Source organism: Empedobacter sp. UBA6305 (assembly GCF_002440405.1).
Classification (GTDB): Bacteria; Bacteroidota; Bacteroidia; order Flavobacteriales; family Weeksellaceae; genus Empedobacter; species Empedobacter falsenii_B.
Window position 1 is genome coordinate 1 of sequence record NZ_DJTP01000027.1, and the last position, 17977, is coordinate 17977.

General features: G+C 33.4%; 17 protein-coding genes. 6 read left to right on the forward strand and 11 right to left on the reverse strand.

The window, feature by feature from the left end:
- Positions 1-108: 108 nt before the first annotated feature.
- Entirely contained in the window at positions 109-585 is a 477-nt protein-coding gene (locus tag B3M86_RS07080; RefSeq protein ID WP_291047031.1) for a hypothetical protein, read from the forward strand.
- Positions 586-691: 106 nt separating this feature from the next.
- Here B3M86_RS07080 and sucD read toward each other — a convergent pair whose 3' ends face one another.
- The 4 genes from sucD to B3M86_RS07100 form a co-directional block, all read right to left on the reverse strand.
- A complete protein-coding gene (gene sucD / locus B3M86_RS07085) occupies positions 692-1561 on the reverse strand; it encodes a succinate--CoA ligase subunit alpha (RefSeq protein WP_280035736.1) in 870 nt (289 codons plus the stop codon).
- A gap of 167 nt (positions 1562-1728) precedes the next feature.
- A complete protein-coding gene (locus B3M86_RS07090; protein ID WP_114999484.1) occupies positions 1729-2655 on the reverse strand; it encodes a UDP-3-O-(3-hydroxymyristoyl)glucosamine N-acyltransferase in 927 nt (308 codons plus the stop codon).
- A gap of 88 nt (positions 2656-2743) precedes the next feature.
- Positions 2744-2875, reverse strand: coding sequence for a hypothetical protein (locus B3M86_RS07095; protein ID WP_291076519.1), 132 nt, complete (start codon positions 2873-2875; stop codon positions 2744-2746).
- On the reverse strand, positions 2850-3521 hold the full coding sequence (locus tag B3M86_RS07100; protein ID WP_291076521.1) for an META domain-containing protein: 672 nt from the start codon (positions 3519-3521) through the stop codon (positions 2850-2852). The genes B3M86_RS07095 and B3M86_RS07100 overlap by 26 nt, the downstream gene beginning before the upstream one ends.
- A gap of 165 nt (positions 3522-3686) precedes the next feature.
- Between B3M86_RS07100 and dnaG the strand changes: the two genes are divergently transcribed.
- From dnaG to B3M86_RS07115, 3 genes are all read left to right on the forward strand, one after another.
- Positions 3687-5633 (forward strand): DNA primase, encoded by a 1947-nt coding sequence (gene dnaG, locus B3M86_RS07105; RefSeq protein WP_291076523.1) that lies wholly within the window; start codon positions 3687-3689, stop codon positions 5631-5633.
- A gap of 247 nt (positions 5634-5880) precedes the next feature.
- The gene (locus B3M86_RS07110; RefSeq protein ID WP_280049577.1) at positions 5881-6372 is read left to right on the forward strand and encodes a septal ring lytic transglycosylase RlpA family protein; all 492 of its coding nucleotides are present in this window, start codon (positions 5881-5883) and stop codon (positions 6370-6372) included.
- A 482-nt stretch (positions 6373-6854) separates the two neighbouring features.
- Positions 6855-7166 carry a hypothetical protein gene (locus tag B3M86_RS07115; protein ID WP_114999479.1) on the forward strand — a complete coding sequence of 104 codons (312 nt, stop codon included), beginning with the start codon at positions 6855-6857 and terminating at the stop codon, positions 7164-7166.
- A 77-nt stretch (positions 7167-7243) separates the two neighbouring features.
- Here B3M86_RS07115 and B3M86_RS07120 read toward each other — a convergent pair whose 3' ends face one another.
- Genes B3M86_RS07120 through B3M86_RS07145 form a run of 6 tightly spaced genes read right to left on the reverse strand, consistent with a single transcriptional unit; the run spans position 7244 to position 15870 of the window.
- Positions 7244-8581 (reverse strand): hypothetical protein, encoded by a 1338-nt coding sequence (locus B3M86_RS07120; protein ID WP_125349738.1) that lies wholly within the window; start codon positions 8579-8581, stop codon positions 7244-7246.
- An 18-nt stretch (positions 8582-8599) separates the two neighbouring features.
- On the reverse strand, positions 8600-9280 hold the full coding sequence (locus B3M86_RS07125) for a c-type cytochrome (protein ID WP_219035261.1): 681 nt from the start codon (positions 9278-9280) through the stop codon (positions 8600-8602).
- Positions 9280-9849, reverse strand: coding sequence for a DUF3341 domain-containing protein (locus tag B3M86_RS07130; protein ID WP_221627898.1), 570 nt, complete (start codon positions 9847-9849; stop codon positions 9280-9282). The genes B3M86_RS07125 and B3M86_RS07130 overlap by 1 nt, the downstream gene beginning before the upstream one ends.
- Positions 9830-11233, reverse strand: coding sequence for an NrfD/PsrC family molybdoenzyme membrane anchor subunit (gene nrfD / locus B3M86_RS07135; protein WP_038336919.1), 1404 nt, complete (start codon positions 11231-11233; stop codon positions 9830-9832). Before nrfD ends, B3M86_RS07130 begins: the two co-directional genes overlap by 20 nt.
- 34 nt (positions 11234-11267) lie before the next feature.
- Entirely contained in the window at positions 11268-14429 is a 3162-nt protein-coding gene (locus B3M86_RS07140; RefSeq protein ID WP_038336918.1) for a TAT-variant-translocated molybdopterin oxidoreductase, read from the reverse strand.
- Positions 14430-14451: 22 nt separating this feature from the next.
- Positions 14452-15870, reverse strand: coding sequence for a c-type cytochrome (locus tag B3M86_RS07145; RefSeq protein ID WP_180906121.1), 1419 nt, complete (start codon positions 15868-15870; stop codon positions 14452-14454).
- 415 nt (positions 15871-16285) lie between these two features.
- Between B3M86_RS07145 and B3M86_RS07150 the strand changes: the two genes are divergently transcribed.
- Positions 16286-16774 (forward strand): SPOR domain-containing protein, encoded by a 489-nt coding sequence (locus B3M86_RS07150; RefSeq protein ID WP_038336913.1) that lies wholly within the window; start codon positions 16286-16288, stop codon positions 16772-16774.
- Between the two features lie 332 nt (positions 16775-17106).
- Here B3M86_RS07150 and B3M86_RS07155 read toward each other — a convergent pair whose 3' ends face one another.
- Complete coding sequence (locus tag B3M86_RS07155; RefSeq protein ID WP_219035258.1) at positions 17107-17427, reverse strand: hypothetical protein; 321 nt, start codon at positions 17425-17427, stop codon at positions 17107-17109.
- A 157-nt stretch (positions 17428-17584) separates the two neighbouring features.
- Here B3M86_RS07155 and B3M86_RS07160 point away from each other — a divergent pair, with 157 nt between their 5' ends.
- A complete protein-coding gene (locus tag B3M86_RS07160) occupies positions 17585-17908 on the forward strand; it encodes a HopJ type III effector protein (protein WP_038336908.1) in 324 nt (107 codons plus the stop codon).
- The last annotated feature ends 69 nt before the right edge of the window (positions 17909-17977 follow it).

Consider the following 17977-nt stretch of genomic DNA (forward strand, 5'->3'; position numbering starts at 1 on the left):
TTTTAGGGAAGATTACACATTCAACTTTATTTTATAATTAGTAATAGTAAAGAGTCTTATGAATTTAATAACAACAGACTTATTTATACTAATTTAGTATATAAGAAAGTGATAGCTTTCACAAGCTATAGTATTACAAACGGTGAATATAAAGATTCTTATAAAAAGAAATCTAATGGACAATTAATTCAATTGTATGCTGATAATAAAATAGTTTGTCGTATTAAAGAAGTTCATAATAAATATGTGTTTGATGAGATTCTATCTTATTTAAAAACTAATTATCCTGAAATAAAAAAGAATGAAGATTTTGAAATAAGTTTTGTAGAAAAAGAATATATTATAATTACATCATTGACTTTCTCCTCTTTAATAATATTTATTTTATCTTTTAGCATAGAAAATTATCATCCTGATAAAATACAAGAATACAAAACCATTAAAGGTCATATGGCTTATCAACCAGAAATAGATTTTAGTGGAAAAAGAAAAAATCGAAAAGAATATTTAATCTTTAAATTAAAAGAATATCCTCAAATAAATTTCGAAGCCAATTCGATTTATTATTTATGTTTGGAGGAGTAGTATTAGTTGGATTTATTACATATAATATTTATAACATAACAAGAATTTTAAAATAAAAAAAGGAACTCAAATTTGAGTTCCTTTACTATTTTGATTAAGAATATTCTTATCCTAAAACTTTTGCAACTGTAGCTCCAATATCAGCAGGAGATGCAACAACGTGGATTCCACATTCTTCCATAATTGCCATTTTAGCTTGTGCTGTATCATCAGCTCCACCAACGATAGCTCCAGCGTGTCCCATTGTACGACCTTTTGGTGCAGTTTGTCCTGCAATAAATCCTACAACTGGTTTAGTTCCATTTACTTTAATCCAACGAGCAGCCTCAGCTTCTAATTGTCCACCAATTTCACCAATCATTACGATACACTCAGTTTCTGGGTCATTCATAAATAATTCAACAGCTTCTTTCGTTGTAGTTCCAATAATTGGGTCTCCTCCAATTCCGATTGCTGTAGAAATTCCGTAACCAGCTTTTACAACTTGGTCAGCAGCTTCGTAAGTTAAAGTTCCTGATTTAGAAACGATACCAACTTTACCTTTTTTGAAAATGAAACCTGGCATAATACCAACTTTTGCTTCCTCAGAAGTGATAACACCAGGACAGTTAGGCCCGATTAATGTTACATCTCTTTGATCAACATACGCTTGTACTTTTACCATATCTTCTACTGGAATACCTTCTGTAATACAGATAATTACTTTGATACCTGCTTCTGCAGCTTCCATTACAGCGTCAGCAGCGAATGCTGGTGGAACGAAAATAATAGAAACGTCTGCTCCTGCTTGATCAACAGCATCTTTTACTGTGTTAAAAATTGGTAACCCTAAGTGAGTTTGTCCTCCTTTCCCTGGAGTTACACCACCTACTACTTGTGTTCCATATTCAATCATTTGCTCAGCATGAAAAGTTCCTTCTTTCCCTGTGAAACCTTGAACGATTATTTTTGAATCTTTGTTTACTAATACAGACATTGTGATTTTTAATTTACACAAATATAAAAGGAGTTTTGCATTTTAAAAAATATTCAATGTAAAAAATACACTAAATCTTTATTGGAACAGGACAAAAAAGGATAAGATATTTATCATAAAAAAAGCCGACCAAACGGTCGGCTATAAAATATTTTCTATAGATAATTTTATTTTCTCTTGTAATCGCGAACCATTATCTCTGTGACAGCCATTTTTTTATACAATCCTCGAGCCTCTTCAGCTGGATAACCAAAATATGTTTTTCCTCCTTCCAGAGATTTACTAACTCCTGCTTGTGCTAATAATACCGCTTTTGTACCGATTGTTACACCACTTGTAATCCCAACTTGTCCCCAAATAGAAACTTCGTCTTCTACATTTACACAACCAGCAATTCCAACTTGCGAAGCAATCAAACATTTTTTACCAATAATTGTATCGTGACCAATCTGAATTAAATTATCCATTATTGTTCCTTCACCAATAATTGTAGAAGCAGAAACTCCTCTATCTATCGTACAATTCGCACCAATTTCTACATTATTTTCGATGATAACATTTCCGACAGATTTTAAACGATCAAAACCTGTTTCGCGGTTTTTGTAGTAAAATGCATCAGCTCCTAAAACTGTTCCCGAACGAATAATTACATTATCTCCGATAATTGCATAATCATTGATTGAAACATTAGAATGAATCACACAATTTTTTCCAATTTTGACATGATTTCCTATAAATGCGCCTGGCTGAATAATTGTTCCTTCACCTATTTCTGCAGAATCAGAAATTTGTTTTGTAGCAGCTTCAAACGCCATAAAATGTTGTCCAATTTTGACAAAATCACGGAAAGGATCATCAGAAATCAACAAAGCTTTTCCTTCTGGACAATCAACTTCTTTGTTTATCAAAACAATTGTAGCATTCGATTGTAACGCTTTATCATAATATTTTGGATGATCAACAAAAACTATATCTCCCGCTTCTACACGGTGAATTTCATTGATTCCTTCTACTGGAAAATTTTCGTCTCCAATAAATTTTGCATCGATAATTGATGCTATATCTTTTAATTGATGTGTTTGTGGAAATTTCATCTTTCTCTCCTTTTAAAAAGTCTACAAATATAAAAATAAAAAAGCTGTCAAAAAATGACAGCTTTAATGATTTATGAATTGAATTTCATTATTTTTTCTTGAAAACCATTGTTTTAACATCATTAGCAAACAAAACTAATTTTCCGTCTATAATTTCGTATTTGTTTACATTGTTAAAACGCTCTCCAAAAGCATCAGAATCTACTCCTTGACAAGCCATACGCGTAGTTGCGATGTTTTGTCAATGAATTACCAACCGCTACATAAGCTCCTGTCAAATTATTACATCCATCATTACCAGAAACTTTGTTATTTTGGAATGTTAATGTAGGTTTTTGATTTGGGAAACGATCATCTAATGATTTTGCACTTCTATCTTTACCAATAAATTCTTCTAATTCCCAAGAGCCTGCTAAAGTACCAGGACGAACAAAAGTCATGATGACAATATCACCTTGGATTAATAATAATTTATTATCTGAAATAGAATATTTTAATTTTCCATTTAATTTTGAACTGAAATTAGAATCTTCTACATTTTGACAAGCTTTCATCGTAGACATCATATTACCAAAAGTTATTTCATTTCCAGAAATTGTAACTCCTCCATTCATAGTGTTACAACCATCCGAAGCATTTAACATACTATTTGAAACAAAATTAAGATAAGGTGTTCCTATTGGATAAGCTTCTGCAATAGTACCTGCCTTCATAAAATTAATTTGGCTCAACTCCCATTTCCCTAAAATAGAGTTATCATTTGTGTTTTCAGTATTACCAATCACGTTATTAACAGTAGAACAAGATGTTAAAAATCCTGTTGCTAAAATTGCTGCAAAAGATATTTTTAAAAGTGTTGATTTCATCAAATTTAATTTCAAGTTTCAGTCTAATATACGAATATCATACCAAAATCTCAAAAATGTTAAAATTCGTTTCTACAAAGGTTTTGAAAAGATGAAGCCAAGTAAAGAATTTGTTTTAATTTTGAGAAATAATTTGTTTATATAATTTTCAAAAAATAATTCAATTTGATTTCTCAAAGAACGATAGATATAATTTTCGAAACAGCTCGTGTAGAAGAAGTTGTTGGTGATTTTGTTACCCTAAAACGTGCAGGTTCTAGCTTAAAAGGACTCTCGCCTTTTGGTAATGAAAAGACACCTTCTTTTGTTGTTTCGCCTGCCAAACAAATCTGGAAAGATTTTTCTTCTGGAAGAGGTGGAAATGTTGTGACTTTTTTGATGGAAGTTGAACAATTTACTTATCCAGAAGCGTTGCGATGGCTGGCAAAACGTTATAACATCGAGATTGAAGAAGATGGTGAATATACTTTTGAGCAACAACAAGAAGAAAAAGACCGAGAAAGTTTATATATCTTGACTGATTTTGCGAAGAAATTCTTCACTAATCAATTGCATAATTCGGAAGAAGGAAATTTAATTGGTCTGAGTTATTTCCGTGAACGTGGTTTCACCAAAGAAACTATCGATAAATTTGAACTTGGTTATTCGCCAAAACAATGGGATGCTTTTGCTGAATATGCTTTAAAAAATGGTTATTCAAAAGAATTAATTGAAGAAGCTGGTTTAGCAACTTTCAAAGAAGATAATAAGAAATATGATAAGTTTCGCGAACGTGTTATGTTTCCTATTTATAGTTTTTCTGGTAGAACATTAGGTTTTGGTGGACGAATTTTGCGAAATGATGCCAAAGCTGCTAAATATTTAAACTCTCCCGAAAATAAAATTTACCATAAAAGTAAAACGCTTTACGGATTATTTCAGGCAAAGCAACACATTATAAAAGCCGATCAATGTTTTTTGGTTGAAGGTTATACAGATGTTTTGTCTCTGCATCAAGCTGGAATACAAAATGTGGTGGCGAGTTCTGGAACAGCACTTACAAATGAGCAAATTCGTTTGATAAAACGTTTGACAGAGAACATCATTGTGATGTACGATGGCGATAATGCTGGTATCAAAGCTTCTTTTCGCGGAATTGATATGATTTTGGAACAAGAAATGAATGTCAAAATTCTATTGTTACCAGAGGGCGAAGATCCGGATTCGTTTGCGAAAAAACATTCGACAACAGAAATCGAAGCGTATATAAAAGAAAATGCCTCCGATTTCATTCGTTTTAAGGCAAATGTTTTGTTGGAAGATGCGAAGAATGATCCTATCAAAAAAGCGGAATTAATTAGAGAAATTGTCAAATCGATTTCACTTATTCCGAATATTATCAAGCAGGAGGTTTACATTGCAGAAACTTCTAAAATTATGGAAATTCGAGAAGAGGTTTTGTTCAAAGAATTGGCTCAATTGCAAAATTCTGCCGATAAATCGACTTCTTCGTCTTCTCATATTACTGATAATGCGCGAACGAAAAAACCTGCTATTTCGGTTGTTCCGTCTACAAAAGAAGTCATCAATGTTCAGCAAACTGTAGAAAATGAAATCATTAAGTTGATTATGCAATTTGGTGATTTGGAAGTTGATTTGAAAAACGAGAACAACGAGCTATATAAAACAACAGTTAACCAGGAAATCATTTCTCAATTTGATGAAAACGAGCTAAGTTTAAGTAATCCTCTTTATCAATCTATTTTAGAAGAAGTGAAAGTTGGTTTGGGAAATGATGAATTGCGAACAGGAACTTATTTTTCTCGATTAACCAATCCAGAAATTGTACAGCTTGCTTCAGAAATGATGTTAGAAAAACATAGTTTAAGCGAAAACTGGACAGTAAAACAAGGCATCAACATTAAGAAAAAAGAAGAATTTGTACACAAAGATTTATTTGATGTTTTACTTCGCTTCAAAATTATTTACATAGATAATATGATTAAAGAATTGATGCATCAAACAAAAAATCCTGAATTATCAATCGAAGAAACAAGCCAAATTCTTCAACAAATTATGCATTTTACTGGATTAAAAAATATCTTAAATCAACATCTTAATCGCGTCATTTAATTTAACATTTACTTATAAAAAAGTTAACACGTTGATTAATTGTTATTTATGTAATTTTAGTCAATAGTTCTTAAAAATTTTAATAAGTAACCATATTTTTAACTTATTGTTAACAATTGTTTCTAAGGCTACTAAACATAGACCATTAGCTCTTTTTTCTTTTCTGAAAATCATTAGAAAAAACTATGCATGTACAAACAAAATCTATTATGCTTATTTTAGATAAAGATTCAGAAAGAACTAAAGAATGACAAAGAATATTTTAACATTATTAGTAATGCTGATGATTATCCCGATGGCTCAGGCAAAAGGAAAATCAAACTTTTCAATAGAAAATCCGTTACCAGTTACTATAACTAAAAATTTGAAACTTAATATAATCAATAAATTTTCAGATTTTAATAAAACAGATAACACTGCGATTTCGGAAATTGTTGAAAAAGCTGGAAAAAAAGTAAGTGGAATTGTATCATGGTATGCTGATAAATTTCACGGTAAAAAAACTTCTAGTGGCGAGTTATATAACAAAAATAACTTAACTGCAGCCCACAAAACTTTACCATTCGGTACAAAAGTCAAAGTAACCAATACAAATAACGGAAAATCTGTTGTTGTAAAAATAAACGATAGAGGACCACATACAAAATCTCGTTTATTGGATTTGAGTAAAGCAGCGTTTACTTCTATAGGTTCTATTAATTCGGGAACATTAAACGTAGAAATGGAAGTTGTAGAGTAAAACAATTTTTAGATATTAAAAAAGAAAAGGATTGANNTCAATCCTTTTCTTTTTTAATCATTATGATGTTTATGATGCCCTTTCTTTTTATAATAATTCCCATTATTTTTCTTTTGTTGACCTGGTGCATATCGTTTTGCAGATTTATAACCGTGTACTTTTTTGTGTTGACCTGGTGGTAAGCTACGATGGTCATCATATCTTACTTCGTACTTCGGATATTTCTTATACTTCTTTTTGTGTTTATGCTGATGCTCTAATCCATATATAGTTGAGAACCATCACACGATACCAAAAATAAAGCAGCGAGGGCAAAAAACGCAATCAAGTTAATTTTTTTTAATACTATTAGTTTCATAATCATATTCATTATATTCATTTTGAGATAAGACAATAACCTTACCAAAAAAGACTTTACAATATTTTAATGAATATACTGATTGGAATAGTATTTGAGAATCAATAATTAAACTATTAAAATTATGAAAGAAAAAATCCAATACCGCTACAAAACAACAAACGAAGCCTTAGACGAACTAAAAGAAAATGGTTTTACGATTGACTATAATATCGAAAAAAATCAATTAAAACAAGCCCCTGAAATCTTTGATATCGTATGCATTTATCGTTACGAAGGAATGTCTGATCCTGATGACGAATCTTCTGTTTATGGTATAATCAATAATCAAAACGGAGACAAAGGTGTTTACGTGGTTGGAAATCTATCAACAGATGACGATGTCGATCATTTCTTGGTTGATTTGGAAATAAAACGTAGAACAATTCAAGAATAAAATAACAATTATTAATCAAATAAAAAAAGCTCGATGCAAATGCATCGAGCTTTTTAGGTTTTATAACATCTTTCTGATTAGAAAGGATATTCATAAATTTTTGATTCGTGGAAGTAAGGGTGACCTTTTGCTTCTAAGTTTAATTTAGAAACTGCATTCATAACTACGAATGTAAATAATCCTCCGATTCCAACTAATGCTCCAATTTCCATTAAACCAAAGTTGTGGAATGGTCCAACAGCTGCTGGCATAATTTGGTTGTAGAAATCCCAGTAGTGTCCAAAGATGATAACGAATCCCATCGCGAAAACGATTTGATAACGACGTTTCATGCTTGAAGAAATTAAAATCAAGAATGGAGCTACTAAGTTAATAATCAACATCCAGAAATATAATGGGTATTGCGCCATACGTTGTTGGAAGTATTGAGCTTCCTCAGGAATGTTTGCGTACCATTGTAACATGAATTGACAGAACCATAAGTAAGACCATAATAATGAGAAACCGAACATGTATTTTGTTAAATCATGTAAGTGGTTATCATTAAATAATGGTAAAGCGTTCTTTCTTTTTAAGTAGATAGAAATAATTGCCATAATAGAAACCGCAGAAACTAAGTATGAAACCATTCCGTACCACATAAATAATGAAGAGAACCAGTGTGGATCTAAAGACATCACGAAATCCCAAGCAAATGCTGCAGAACAAATTGCGAAAATCACTAAGTAAATTACTGATTTTTTGTACAATTGAGCGTACACTTTTAAGTCTCCGTTTGTCTCATCTAATTTGCGTGTTGCGTTTTTAATTACTGGTAACATTAAAGATAATACTACTAAGTAAATAACACAACGTATTAACCAGAAGTTAGGGCTTAACCAAAGTTGAGCTTTGTTTGCCATGTAGATATCATACTTCTCGCTATCAGGATTTATTAAATCAGCATCCATCCAGTGGAATAAGTGATTCATATGAAAATAAGATCCTAAAACGATGATAGCTACAAGTACAGAACCAACTGGTAAAAATGACGCGATAGCCTCCATAACACGAGATACTACCATAGACCAACCAGCGTTAGCTACGAATTGAATACATAAGAAAAACAAAGCAGATGCCGCAATACCAAACGATAAATAAGCTGGTACATAGAAAGCAGCCCAAGGTCTGTTTTTCAATAAATTTGTCAAATGCTCCATGTGTCCAGCATGATCTGTGTTCATAGATGCATAAGAATCTGAAATGTAGTCACCAAAAAATTGAGTTGGGTGAGCTTCAATCAAACCGTTAATATATTCAGTTGAATTAGCAACATCTTGTTGATGTAAGAAAAATCCTATCCCGTAAAGTACAATACCTATAACAGCTAAGATAAGTGATGCATTTTTTAATCTTGGGGAAAATGTATATTGCATAATAATTAACTTATTTTATTATTTATTAGTTGCTGTTTCAGTTTCTGTTGCAGGTTTTGCTTCAGCAGTTGCGTCTCCAGCAGGAGCAGCGGCAGCTGTAGTAGCACCTTTCAAACTCATTACATATTCAGCAACTCTCCAACGGTCTGCAGGAGTCAATTGAGATGCGTAAGAACCCATCGCATTTTTTCCGTACATAATTACATGATAAACAGAACCTACTGTAACATCTCTTTCGCTATAATTAGGAACACCTGAATAAGCTTTAGATTTTACAATTGAACCTTGTCCATCACCAGCTTCACCGTGACAAACTGCACAATTTTGTCCAAACAATAACTTACCTCTTTCTAAGTCTGCAGCTTTGTTAGCCGCATTCAAAGGAGAAACAGTTACTGCTTTTGCTTGTGCATAACCAGCGTTATTGTTTTTGAAAGTCCATGGTAAAATATCACCATCTGTTCTTGCAACAGCACCTTCTACAGATTCTAATGCAGACATATTATGATTTTTACTTAATACAGGAACTTCAGAGTTTTCTTCGTCATGAGGGTAACCAAAAGTTGCCTTTTCATAAGGATCATATGCCGTAGGATAATACATATCTGGCATATATACGATACTTGCGTGACGTTTTTTATCAGAACAAGAAGTGATAATAATACTTCCTAATCCTATAAGTAATGCTATCTTTTTCATTATGCTTCTTGTACTAAATTGTTAACACTTGGTTCTACGACTACATCACCTTTTACAGTTACTTCTTCAGCACCAGTTTCTACAAATACATTTTTGATTTTCTCAACATCAGCTGTTCTGATTTCGATTAAGAATTTATCATCTGTTGTACGTGGATCTGGGTTTTTAGCTTTAGCACCTGGGTACATTTTGTTACGCACTAAGTATGTTAATGACATAAAGTGCGCTGCACAGAATACTGTCAACTCGAACATAATAGGAACGAAAGCTGGCATATTCTCACCCCAAGAAAAAGATGGTTTCCCTCCAATATCTTGAGCCCAGTCATGGTTCATAATAAACCATGTCATCAAAGATGCTAACGTTGTACCAAATGCACCGTAGAAGAAAGCAAGGTCAGAAATACGAGTTTTCTTTAATCCTAAAGCTTTATCTAAACCGTGTACAGGGAAAGGTGTATATACTTCATCTATCGTAATACCTTGTTTACGAATAGATTTTACTGCTTTTAATAAATCATCATCGTCTCCGTAAAGACCATAAACGATTTTAGTGTTCGTGATGCTCATCTTCAGTATGATGTTTTTTATAGCTTTCGCCTGATGATTTCAAAATAGTTTTTAACTCAGATTGTGAAATAACTGGGAATGTACGTGCGTACAATAAGTATAACACAGAAAAGAATCCCATAGTACCTAAGAAGATACCTACGTCTACCCATGAAGGCATAAACATTGTCCAGCTCGATGGTAAATAGTCACGAGATAAGTTGATAACGATAATATCAAAACGCTCGAACCACATACCGATGTTAACTACGATAGAGATAACGAATGTCCAGAAGAAGTTTCTTCTGATTGGACGAATCCATAATAATCCTGGTACTAAAACGTTACAGATAATTAACGCCCAGAATGCCCACCAATAAGGTCCTGTTGCTGCTCCTGGAGAGAAGTATGTAAAGTCTTCGTAACGAGATCCTGAATACCAAGCGATCCATAACTCTGTTAAGTATGCTACTGCAACCATACCACCTGTTACAACGATTACAATATTCATGTACTCGATGTGTTTACGTGTGATATAATCTTCGTAGTGTAAAACTTTACGCATTACACTTAATAATGTTTGTACCATCGCGAAACCAGAGAAAATAGCTCCAGCAACGAAATATGGAGGATATACTGTTGAGTGCCATCCTTTGATTACCGACGTTGCGAAGTCAAAAGATACAATCGTGTGTACCGAGAATACTAACGGTGTACATAAACCAGCTAATACCAAAGATAACTCTTCGAAACGTTGCCAGTGTTTTGCTCCACCACCCCATCCGAATGATAAGATTCCGTAGATTTTCTTAGCGAATGGTTTTGTTGCACGGTCACGTACCATAGCGAAGTCAGGAATTAATCCCATCAACCAGAAAACTGTTGATACAGAGAAATACGTAGAAATCGCGAATACGTCCCATAATAATGGTGAGTTAAAGTTAGGCCATAAAGATCCAAATTGGTTAGGAATTGGGAATACCCAGTACATTAACCATGGACGACCCATGTGAATTACAGGGAATAACGCTGCCTGTACAACGGCGAAGATTGTCATGGCTTCCGCAGAACGGTTAACCGACATTCTCCATTTTTGACGGAATAATAATAAAACGGCTGAGATTAACGTACCAGCGTGACCGATACCTACCCACCATACGAAGTTGGTGATATCCCAACCCCAGTTAATCGTTCTATTCAATCCCCATACACCAATACCAGTTCCTACTGTATAAGCAATTGCTCCAACACCAAAGATGAATGCAACCATTGCTATACTGAAACATGTCCACCACAATTTACTTGCTGGCGTCTCAATTGGACGAGCAATGTCTACTGTGATATCGTGGTAGGTTTTATGTCCTAAAATAAGGGGTTCTCTTACCTGTGATTCGTAATGTGACATATTTGTTTACCTTATTAATTCTTTACTAATTTAATTAAGCTTGTTCTTTTCTGTTTCTAACTTTTACTTGATAGATAACGTTTGGTTTTGTACCAATTTCTTCTAATAAAACATAAGAACGTTTATCTTTCGATGCTGCTCTTACTTCAGATTTATCATCATTGATATCACCAAATTTCATCGCACCTGTTCCACAAGCAGCAGCACAAGCAGCAGCAGCCATAAACTCTTCGTCTTTAACTACTCTGTTCTCTTTCTTAGCTTTTAAGATTGCAGCTTGAGTTTGTTGGATACAGAATGAACATTTCTCAATTACTCCTCGTGTACGTACAACAACATCTGGATTAAGTACCATACGACCTAAATCATTGTTCATGTGGAAGTCGTATTTATCATTGTTCGCCCAGTTAAACCAGTTGAAACGACGTACTTTATAAGGACAGTTATTTGCACAATAACGAGTACCAACACAACGGTTATAGGCCATCATGTTTTGACCTTGACGACCATGAGATGTTGCACCTACTGGACACACAGTCTCACAAGGAGCGTGGTTACAGTGTTGACACATTAATGGTTGGAAAATCACATCTGGATTTTCAGCCTCTGGCTTAATTAAACGTGTATATTGTTGTGGTTCGTTATCTGGATCAGATTCTAACGCAACTTTTTGAGTTAATTTTCCGTCTTTATCTTGGTAAGTAACATCAGAGTAGTAACGGTCAATTCTTAACCAATACATATCTCTCGACATACGCATTTGCTCTTTACCAACAGTTGGTACGTTGTTTTCTGCTTGACAAGCAATCACACACGCTCCACATCCTGTACAAGAGTTCATATCAATTGTTAAATTGAAGTGAGGTCCTGTTGAACGATCAAAACTAGCCCATAAATCTACTTCACCTACTGGAGAATCTCCTCTCCATGTTGGCATCTTCGCAACTGGATTCCATTCTTGACGATCTGTGTTGATGAAATCTGCTAAAGAAACTTCTCTTGCGATTTCGTAACGTCCCATCAATGTTGGTTGTTGTTGCATGTTAGCAAATTCGTGTTTATCTGAACGAGAAGATTTTTCGATCTTAACGTTAGATGCACCTACATTACCAGTGTATAATGCGAAAGCGTTAACCCCTACATTATTTGCAACTTTACCAGCTTTTGTACGACCGTAACCGAAAGCTAAACCTACAGTTCCGATTGCTTGACCTGGTTGGATGAATACTGGAACATTTTCTAAAACTACTCCATTAACAGTTAAGTTTACATACTCACCGTCAAATTGCATTCTTCCGTTTGTAACGTTGTAGTTATCTTGAATTTTGATTCCTAATTTTTCCGCATCATTTGGATTAACTGTTAAATAGTTATCCCAAGAGTTACGTGTAATTGGATCTGGTAATTCTTGTAACCAAGGATTGTTTGCTTGTGTACCATCTCCTAAACCAGCTTTAGAATAGAATTGAATCTCCCATTCTGTCGCTTTACCAGCAGCTAATTTTGTAGCAGCAGCTGCAGCAACACCAGTGTTAGCAGTAAATGTAGAAGTTTCAGTCGCTTCATTATAACCATTGTATAATGCTTTGTTGAAATCTACACCTAATTTTGGTAAAATAGCTGATTCCCAGTTTTGTTTTACATATAAGTAATATGGAGAAACTTTTTGTCTAGTTGCAGAAACCGCCATCACCATAATTGGATCATTTGGATCTTCTACTTCTGTTACTTTAGTTACTCCTGTCATCCATGCGATTAATGAATCTTGGAATTGACGAGAATCAAATACACGTGGAATTGTTGGTTGTTGTAATGAATAAACACCTGTTAATGGGTTGAAATCATTCCAAGACTCTAAACCGTGAGTAACTGGAGCAATAACGTCCATTACTGATGCAGTTTCGTCTAATTTTTCAACTAAACCAACTTTAAGTCCAATGTTTTTGAAAGCTGCTTCAATTTCTTTTGCATTTTTAGCATTGTAAATTGGATTTGTTTGGAAGTTTAATAAAACTCCAACTTGTCCAGCTTTAGCTTCTGCAACAAATTGATTAAATACAGCGTCGTTAGACTCTTTTAATAAAACAGCTTTATCAGAAACTGCAGCTGATCCTAACAATTGGTTAATTGCGTATGCAATTGCGTATGCTTCTTTCGAACCATCAGCCATAACAACCGCTTTAGAACCTTTTGCTGTTAATTCAGCAGCAATAGCTAATGCTTCTTTAGATGAAGCTGAACCACCTGCTAATTTATTATAAACTTCAGCCAATACTTTTTCAGTATCAGTTGGTTTTAATGGATAACGTGTATCAGCATTTGCTCCTGTTAAAGATAAAACAGATTCTACTTGGATGTGACGCATCATTTTTGCTCCTGGTTTACGAGCAATACCATAATCACCTTCCATTCCACCACCATTATAATCACCTAAGAAATCTGCGTTGAAAGAAACAACTAATTCAGCATTCTTAAGATCGTAGAATGGCAATTCTCTTTTTCCATAAACTTCTTGCGCTGCGTCTAATGCATTCGTAGAAGAAATTGCATCATAAACAACGTGTTGAGTTGTTGGATATTTTGTTGCAAACTCAGCAATCAACTTTTTAGTTGTTGGTGAAGGTAAAGATGAAGTTAAAATAACTACTTTTTTCCCTCCTACTGATGCTAATGCTTTTGTTACACGGGCATCAAGCTCTTTCCAAGATGTTGCTTTGAAGTTTTCACCTGCGTTTGTTAAAGGTGATTTTATTTTATCAGAATCGTATAATGATAATACAGATGCCTGAACACGTGCATTTGTAGAACCATAATATTTTGCGCCTTTGTTTGCATCAATTCTAATAGGACGACCTTCTCTTGTACGTACTAATACGTTCGCGTAATCGTATCCATCAAAAATTGTAGATGCATAATAAGTAGGTACACCAGGCATAATGTTTTCTGGTTTCACTACATAAGGAACAGATTTTACGATTGGAGCTTCACAGGCTGCTAAAGTAACAGCAGCTGTACTGAACCCTAAAATCTTCAAAAAGTCACGTCGTGAAGTTTGACTATTCTCCATGGCGTTATCATTCCCTAAGAAATTATCTACAGGAATTTCTTCTGCAAATTCGTTGGTAGTTAACTTTTCATTTAATGTATTGTCAGTTAACTCCTCAAAACTTTTCCAGTAATTTTTCTTCGAAGCCATTTATACTCCTCTCTTTTTTATATTAATAATGACATTTACCACACTCTAAACCTCCGATAGCATCAACTGTAATCTTAGTTGCGTCACCGTACTGTTTTTTCAGTTTTTCGTGTAGTTCTGCGTAATATTCTTTGTTATACTCGTTGTCCATATCTACCTCAGTAGTTCTGTGACACTCGATACACCATCCCATTGTGAAATCATTCGCCATTTTCACTTCGTTCATTTCATCAACACGTCCGTGACATGCAAAACAAACTTGGTCTCCTGATCCAATGTTCAATTCTTTAGCATTTGGAATAGTTCCATCTTTAATCGCTTTCTTAATCGCTTTCTCTCCAGCTACAACGTGTTGTGCGTGGCTAAAGAATACGAAATCTGGCATATTGTGGATACGTACCCATTCGATTGGTTTTTGTGGACCATCGTATTTGTTCGTTTCTGGATTCCATCCAATAGCTTTATACATTTTTTGGATTTCTCCTGTATAGAAATTCTTAACTGCTTCCTCATCAGCGAATTTACCAGAAGTGATTAATTCTTCTTCGAAGTAATCTCCTTTGTATTCTTTGATTGTTTTGTGACAGTTCATACATACGTTTGGTGAAGGAATTCCAGACACTTTACCGTATTTAGCAGAACTGTGACAGTACTGACAGTCGATACCTTGTACACCTGCGTGAACTTTGTGAGAAAAATAGATTGGTTGTTCTGGCTCGTAACCTTTATCAACACCAATTCCCATTAATCCCCAATACACGTTGTACAATGCAAAGAATGCTAATACTGCGATTAACACACCACCAACTTTTTGGTATTTTTGGAAGAAGTTTGCGAAAGAAAAAGCAGCTTTTTCTTCTTTAGAATCTAAATCATCAGTTGCAGTTGCTTTAACTAATGCATTAACGCGAACCAAAATCCACAATAATAATGCTGCTAATACAACAAATCCAACTGCGATAACTCCTGTTCCAGCACCACCTCCGTTTCCGGCAGCAGCAGCTTTAGCAGCAGCAGCTTCTTTCTTTTTTGCAGCTTTTGCATCATCAAAAGCCTTTTTACCACCATCAGGATCGGCAGTATACGCTAGAATATTATCAATATCACCATCAGATAAGTTAGGAAAAGCTAACATTTCAGTGTTATTGTACTCAGCGAAAATTTTGTTTGCATACGCATCTCCAGACGCACGTAAAGCTTTGTTGTCCTTAATCCAAGAGTGTAACCACTCTTTTCCAAGCCCAGCTTCTTCTTGTACGCGTTTCTCAACATTACGTAATTCCGGCCCAATTAACTTACCATCAATCTGGTGACATGCAGTACAGTTGGCTTCGAATAATTCGTAACCTTTACCTGCATCTTGGGCATTTGCTAAGGAGAACGTCGATAGTATTATCGCGCAGCTCCATAAACGTATTCTTTTTAGAAATCTTGCCTTCATTTACTTAAATAATCTCAGTTCGTTGTTTCTTTTAACTCGTTTTTATTTGAACACTTAACTAACAGCAAAAATAGCTTCAATACTTAATAAAATCATAAAGTTTACATACTGAACTTTGTCATTGAGCTTAATTTAAAACGTTTCTAAATTAATTGTTAAAAAATATCACTGTATAAATATTATCTATTTGATTTGATAGAAAAGATTTAGAACAAGAAAAATTACTATTTAACATAATTTAAAAAAATAATCATTGTTGTTTTTATTACAATCTGCCAACCAATTTTACGAAACGACAATCAAATATTTGTTAGTTGAAAAAAATTGGAACAATATTCGTTGTAAGAAAATAAAAGTCTATAAAATTTAATAACTTAATTGTAAAAAGTATATTTGCACAAATTAATTTCATCTTATGAAAAAATTTATCTTTTTATTCCTTATTACTTTTTCTTCTTGCGTTTTTGCTCAAGATAAAATTGATACCGTTCAAATTATCAACAATGGTACATTGAATATGGAAATTGATAGTAGAATAAATAATGTATTAAAAGCAAAAGAAGACGCTGTTTGTAGTTATACCACTACTGTAAAGAAACCGACAGAGAAAAAACCAGTTATACAATCTAATGATCCTTGCGCAGGCACACCACAAGTGAATGGTTTCAAAATTCAGATTTATTATTCGAAAGATAGAAAAGATGCAGAGAAGGTAAGAAATGAATTTGCGCGTTCCTATCCAGACTTATCATCACAAACAGCTTATTTTTCACCAGATTATCGCGTTTTAGTTGGAGATTATTTTACAAGAGCTTCAGCTACCAAAGATATTCGTCGTTTGAAATCAAAATATAATAGTGCATTTTCTATTCCGTTCAAGGTTTTATGTAGAAAAGCAAAATAATATTATTTTATAAAAAGGAAAATGTATCCTTATCACAACAAAATAAAACAACGAATAAAGAATGGTGAATTAATTTCGTTTGAATTTGTAGAAAAATATAAAAATATTTCTCCATGTTTAGTTTTATTTTTCAAAACAGAACCTTTTATACGACCTATTCGCGAACATCGTTTTTCTGAATATAGACTATTATTAAAAATAGAAAACGATTAACTTTCTTTAGAAATTTAAAATTTTTTCGAAAAAAATAAAAAAAAGCGTTATCAATTTTCTTGGTAACGCTTTTTTATATTTTAATGGTAATATTTAGTAGTTGATTCATGCTTTTGTTTTTAGTTGTTCAGAATTCTGCCTCTGCCTTCAATTTCTAATTGAATAAGTATCGATGCTAAATTTGTTTGTACAAATCCCAAATTACCTGCAACTAAAACTCCTTTTTCTCCTGTCGATATTTTTTCGATTCCGTAAACACTTGATTCATCTTCAGGATTCGAATTTCCTTCGTAACGATAGATGTAAATAATTCTAAAATCGTGCGGATGATCAATCAAATCACTTTCTAATAAATTAAAATCTTCTTGATATCCTTTTTCCGCAAGTTTACGTAACGCAACACTTGACGTTTCATAATTAAATTGCCTTCTTTCAAACATAAAATTTACTTTTACTTGGTTAATACTTATAAATCTAATCAATTAATAAACAGAAAGTTGTTAAACATTCGTTAAGTATTTAAGTGCATAAAAAAATTAACATACTTAATGACTTATTGTATTCAAAATAAGTTCTTATTTTTGACAAAAAGATACAATGATTTTAGAAAAATTAAACCAAAACGAAGCTAATTTTGCTGATGTTATTGCGCATATTGAAGAAAATTATCTTTATACAGCTTCTGCTTTTGTAAATGGAAATCAGGAAAATGCTGTGGATCAAAATCAAGGAAGTGCGAAGGTTTTTGCTTTTGCAAAATTGAATAATTTCTCTGAAGATGATACCTTAAAATTATTTGCAGAACATTATCAAGCTGTATTAGATTCGCCAGAAGGAACTGATCACAATAATATTCGTCAATTTATGCAAAACGGATGGAAAGGTGTGACATTTGAAAACGAAGTGTTGACAAAAAAATAAACTCAAAAAAAAAACGTCTTACAAAATGTAAGACGTTTTTAATTCAACTAATGTCCCGTCCTGAAATAG

What these genes read in the sequence shown, in the direction of transcription:
- B3M86_RS07090 (WP_114999484.1), bottom strand. Translation starts at nt 2,655, where the DNA reads ATGAAATTTCCACAAACACATCAATTAAAAGATATAGCATCAATTATC.
- B3M86_RS07155 (WP_219035258.1), bottom strand. Translation starts at nt 17,427, where the DNA reads ATGTTTGAAAGAAGGCAATTTAATTATGAAACGTCAAGTGTTGCGTTA.
- B3M86_RS07150 (WP_038336913.1), top strand. Translation starts at nt 16,286, where the DNA reads ATGAAAAAATTTATCTTTTTATTCCTTATTACTTTTTCTTCTTGCGTT.
- sucD (WP_280035736.1), bottom strand. Translation starts at nt 1,561, where the DNA reads ATGTCTGTATTAGTAAACAAAGATTCAAAAATAATCGTTCAAGGTTTC.
- nrfD (WP_038336919.1), bottom strand. Translation starts at nt 11,233, where the DNA reads ATGTCACATTACGAATCACAGGTAAGAGAACCCCTTATTTTAGGACAT.
- B3M86_RS07130 (WP_221627898.1), bottom strand. Translation starts at nt 9,849, where the DNA reads ATGAGCATCACGAACACTAAAATCGTTTATGGTCTTTACGGAGACGAT.
- B3M86_RS07125 (WP_219035261.1), bottom strand. Translation starts at nt 9,280, where the DNA reads ATGAAAAAGATAGCATTACTTATAGGATTAGGAAGTATTATTATCACT.
- B3M86_RS07100 (WP_291076521.1), bottom strand. Translation starts at nt 3,521, where the DNA reads ATGAAATCAACACTTTTAAAAATATCTTTTGCAGCAATTTTAGCAACA.
- B3M86_RS07120 (WP_125349738.1), bottom strand. Translation starts at nt 8,581, where the DNA reads ATGCAATATACATTTTCCCCAAGATTAAAAAATGCATCACTTATCTTA.
- B3M86_RS07115 (WP_114999479.1), top strand. Translation starts at nt 6,855, where the DNA reads ATGAAAGAAAAAATCCAATACCGCTACAAAACAACAAACGAAGCCTTA.
- B3M86_RS07145 (WP_180906121.1), bottom strand. Translation starts at nt 15,870, where the DNA reads ATGAAGGCAAGATTTCTAAAAAGAATACGTTTATGGAGCTGCGCGATA.
- B3M86_RS07140 (WP_038336918.1), bottom strand. Translation starts at nt 14,429, where the DNA reads ATGGCTTCGAAGAAAAATTACTGGAAAAGTTTTGAGGAGTTAACTGAC.
- B3M86_RS07095 (WP_291076519.1), bottom strand. Translation starts at nt 2,875, where the DNA reads ATGGCTTGTCAAGGAGTAGATTCTGATGCTTTTGGAGAGCGTTTTAAC.
- B3M86_RS07110 (WP_280049577.1), top strand. Translation starts at nt 5,881, where the DNA reads ATGACAAAGAATATTTTAACATTATTAGTAATGCTGATGATTATCCCG.
- B3M86_RS07160 (WP_038336908.1), top strand. Translation starts at nt 17,585, where the DNA reads ATGATTTTAGAAAAATTAAACCAAAACGAAGCTAATTTTGCTGATGTT.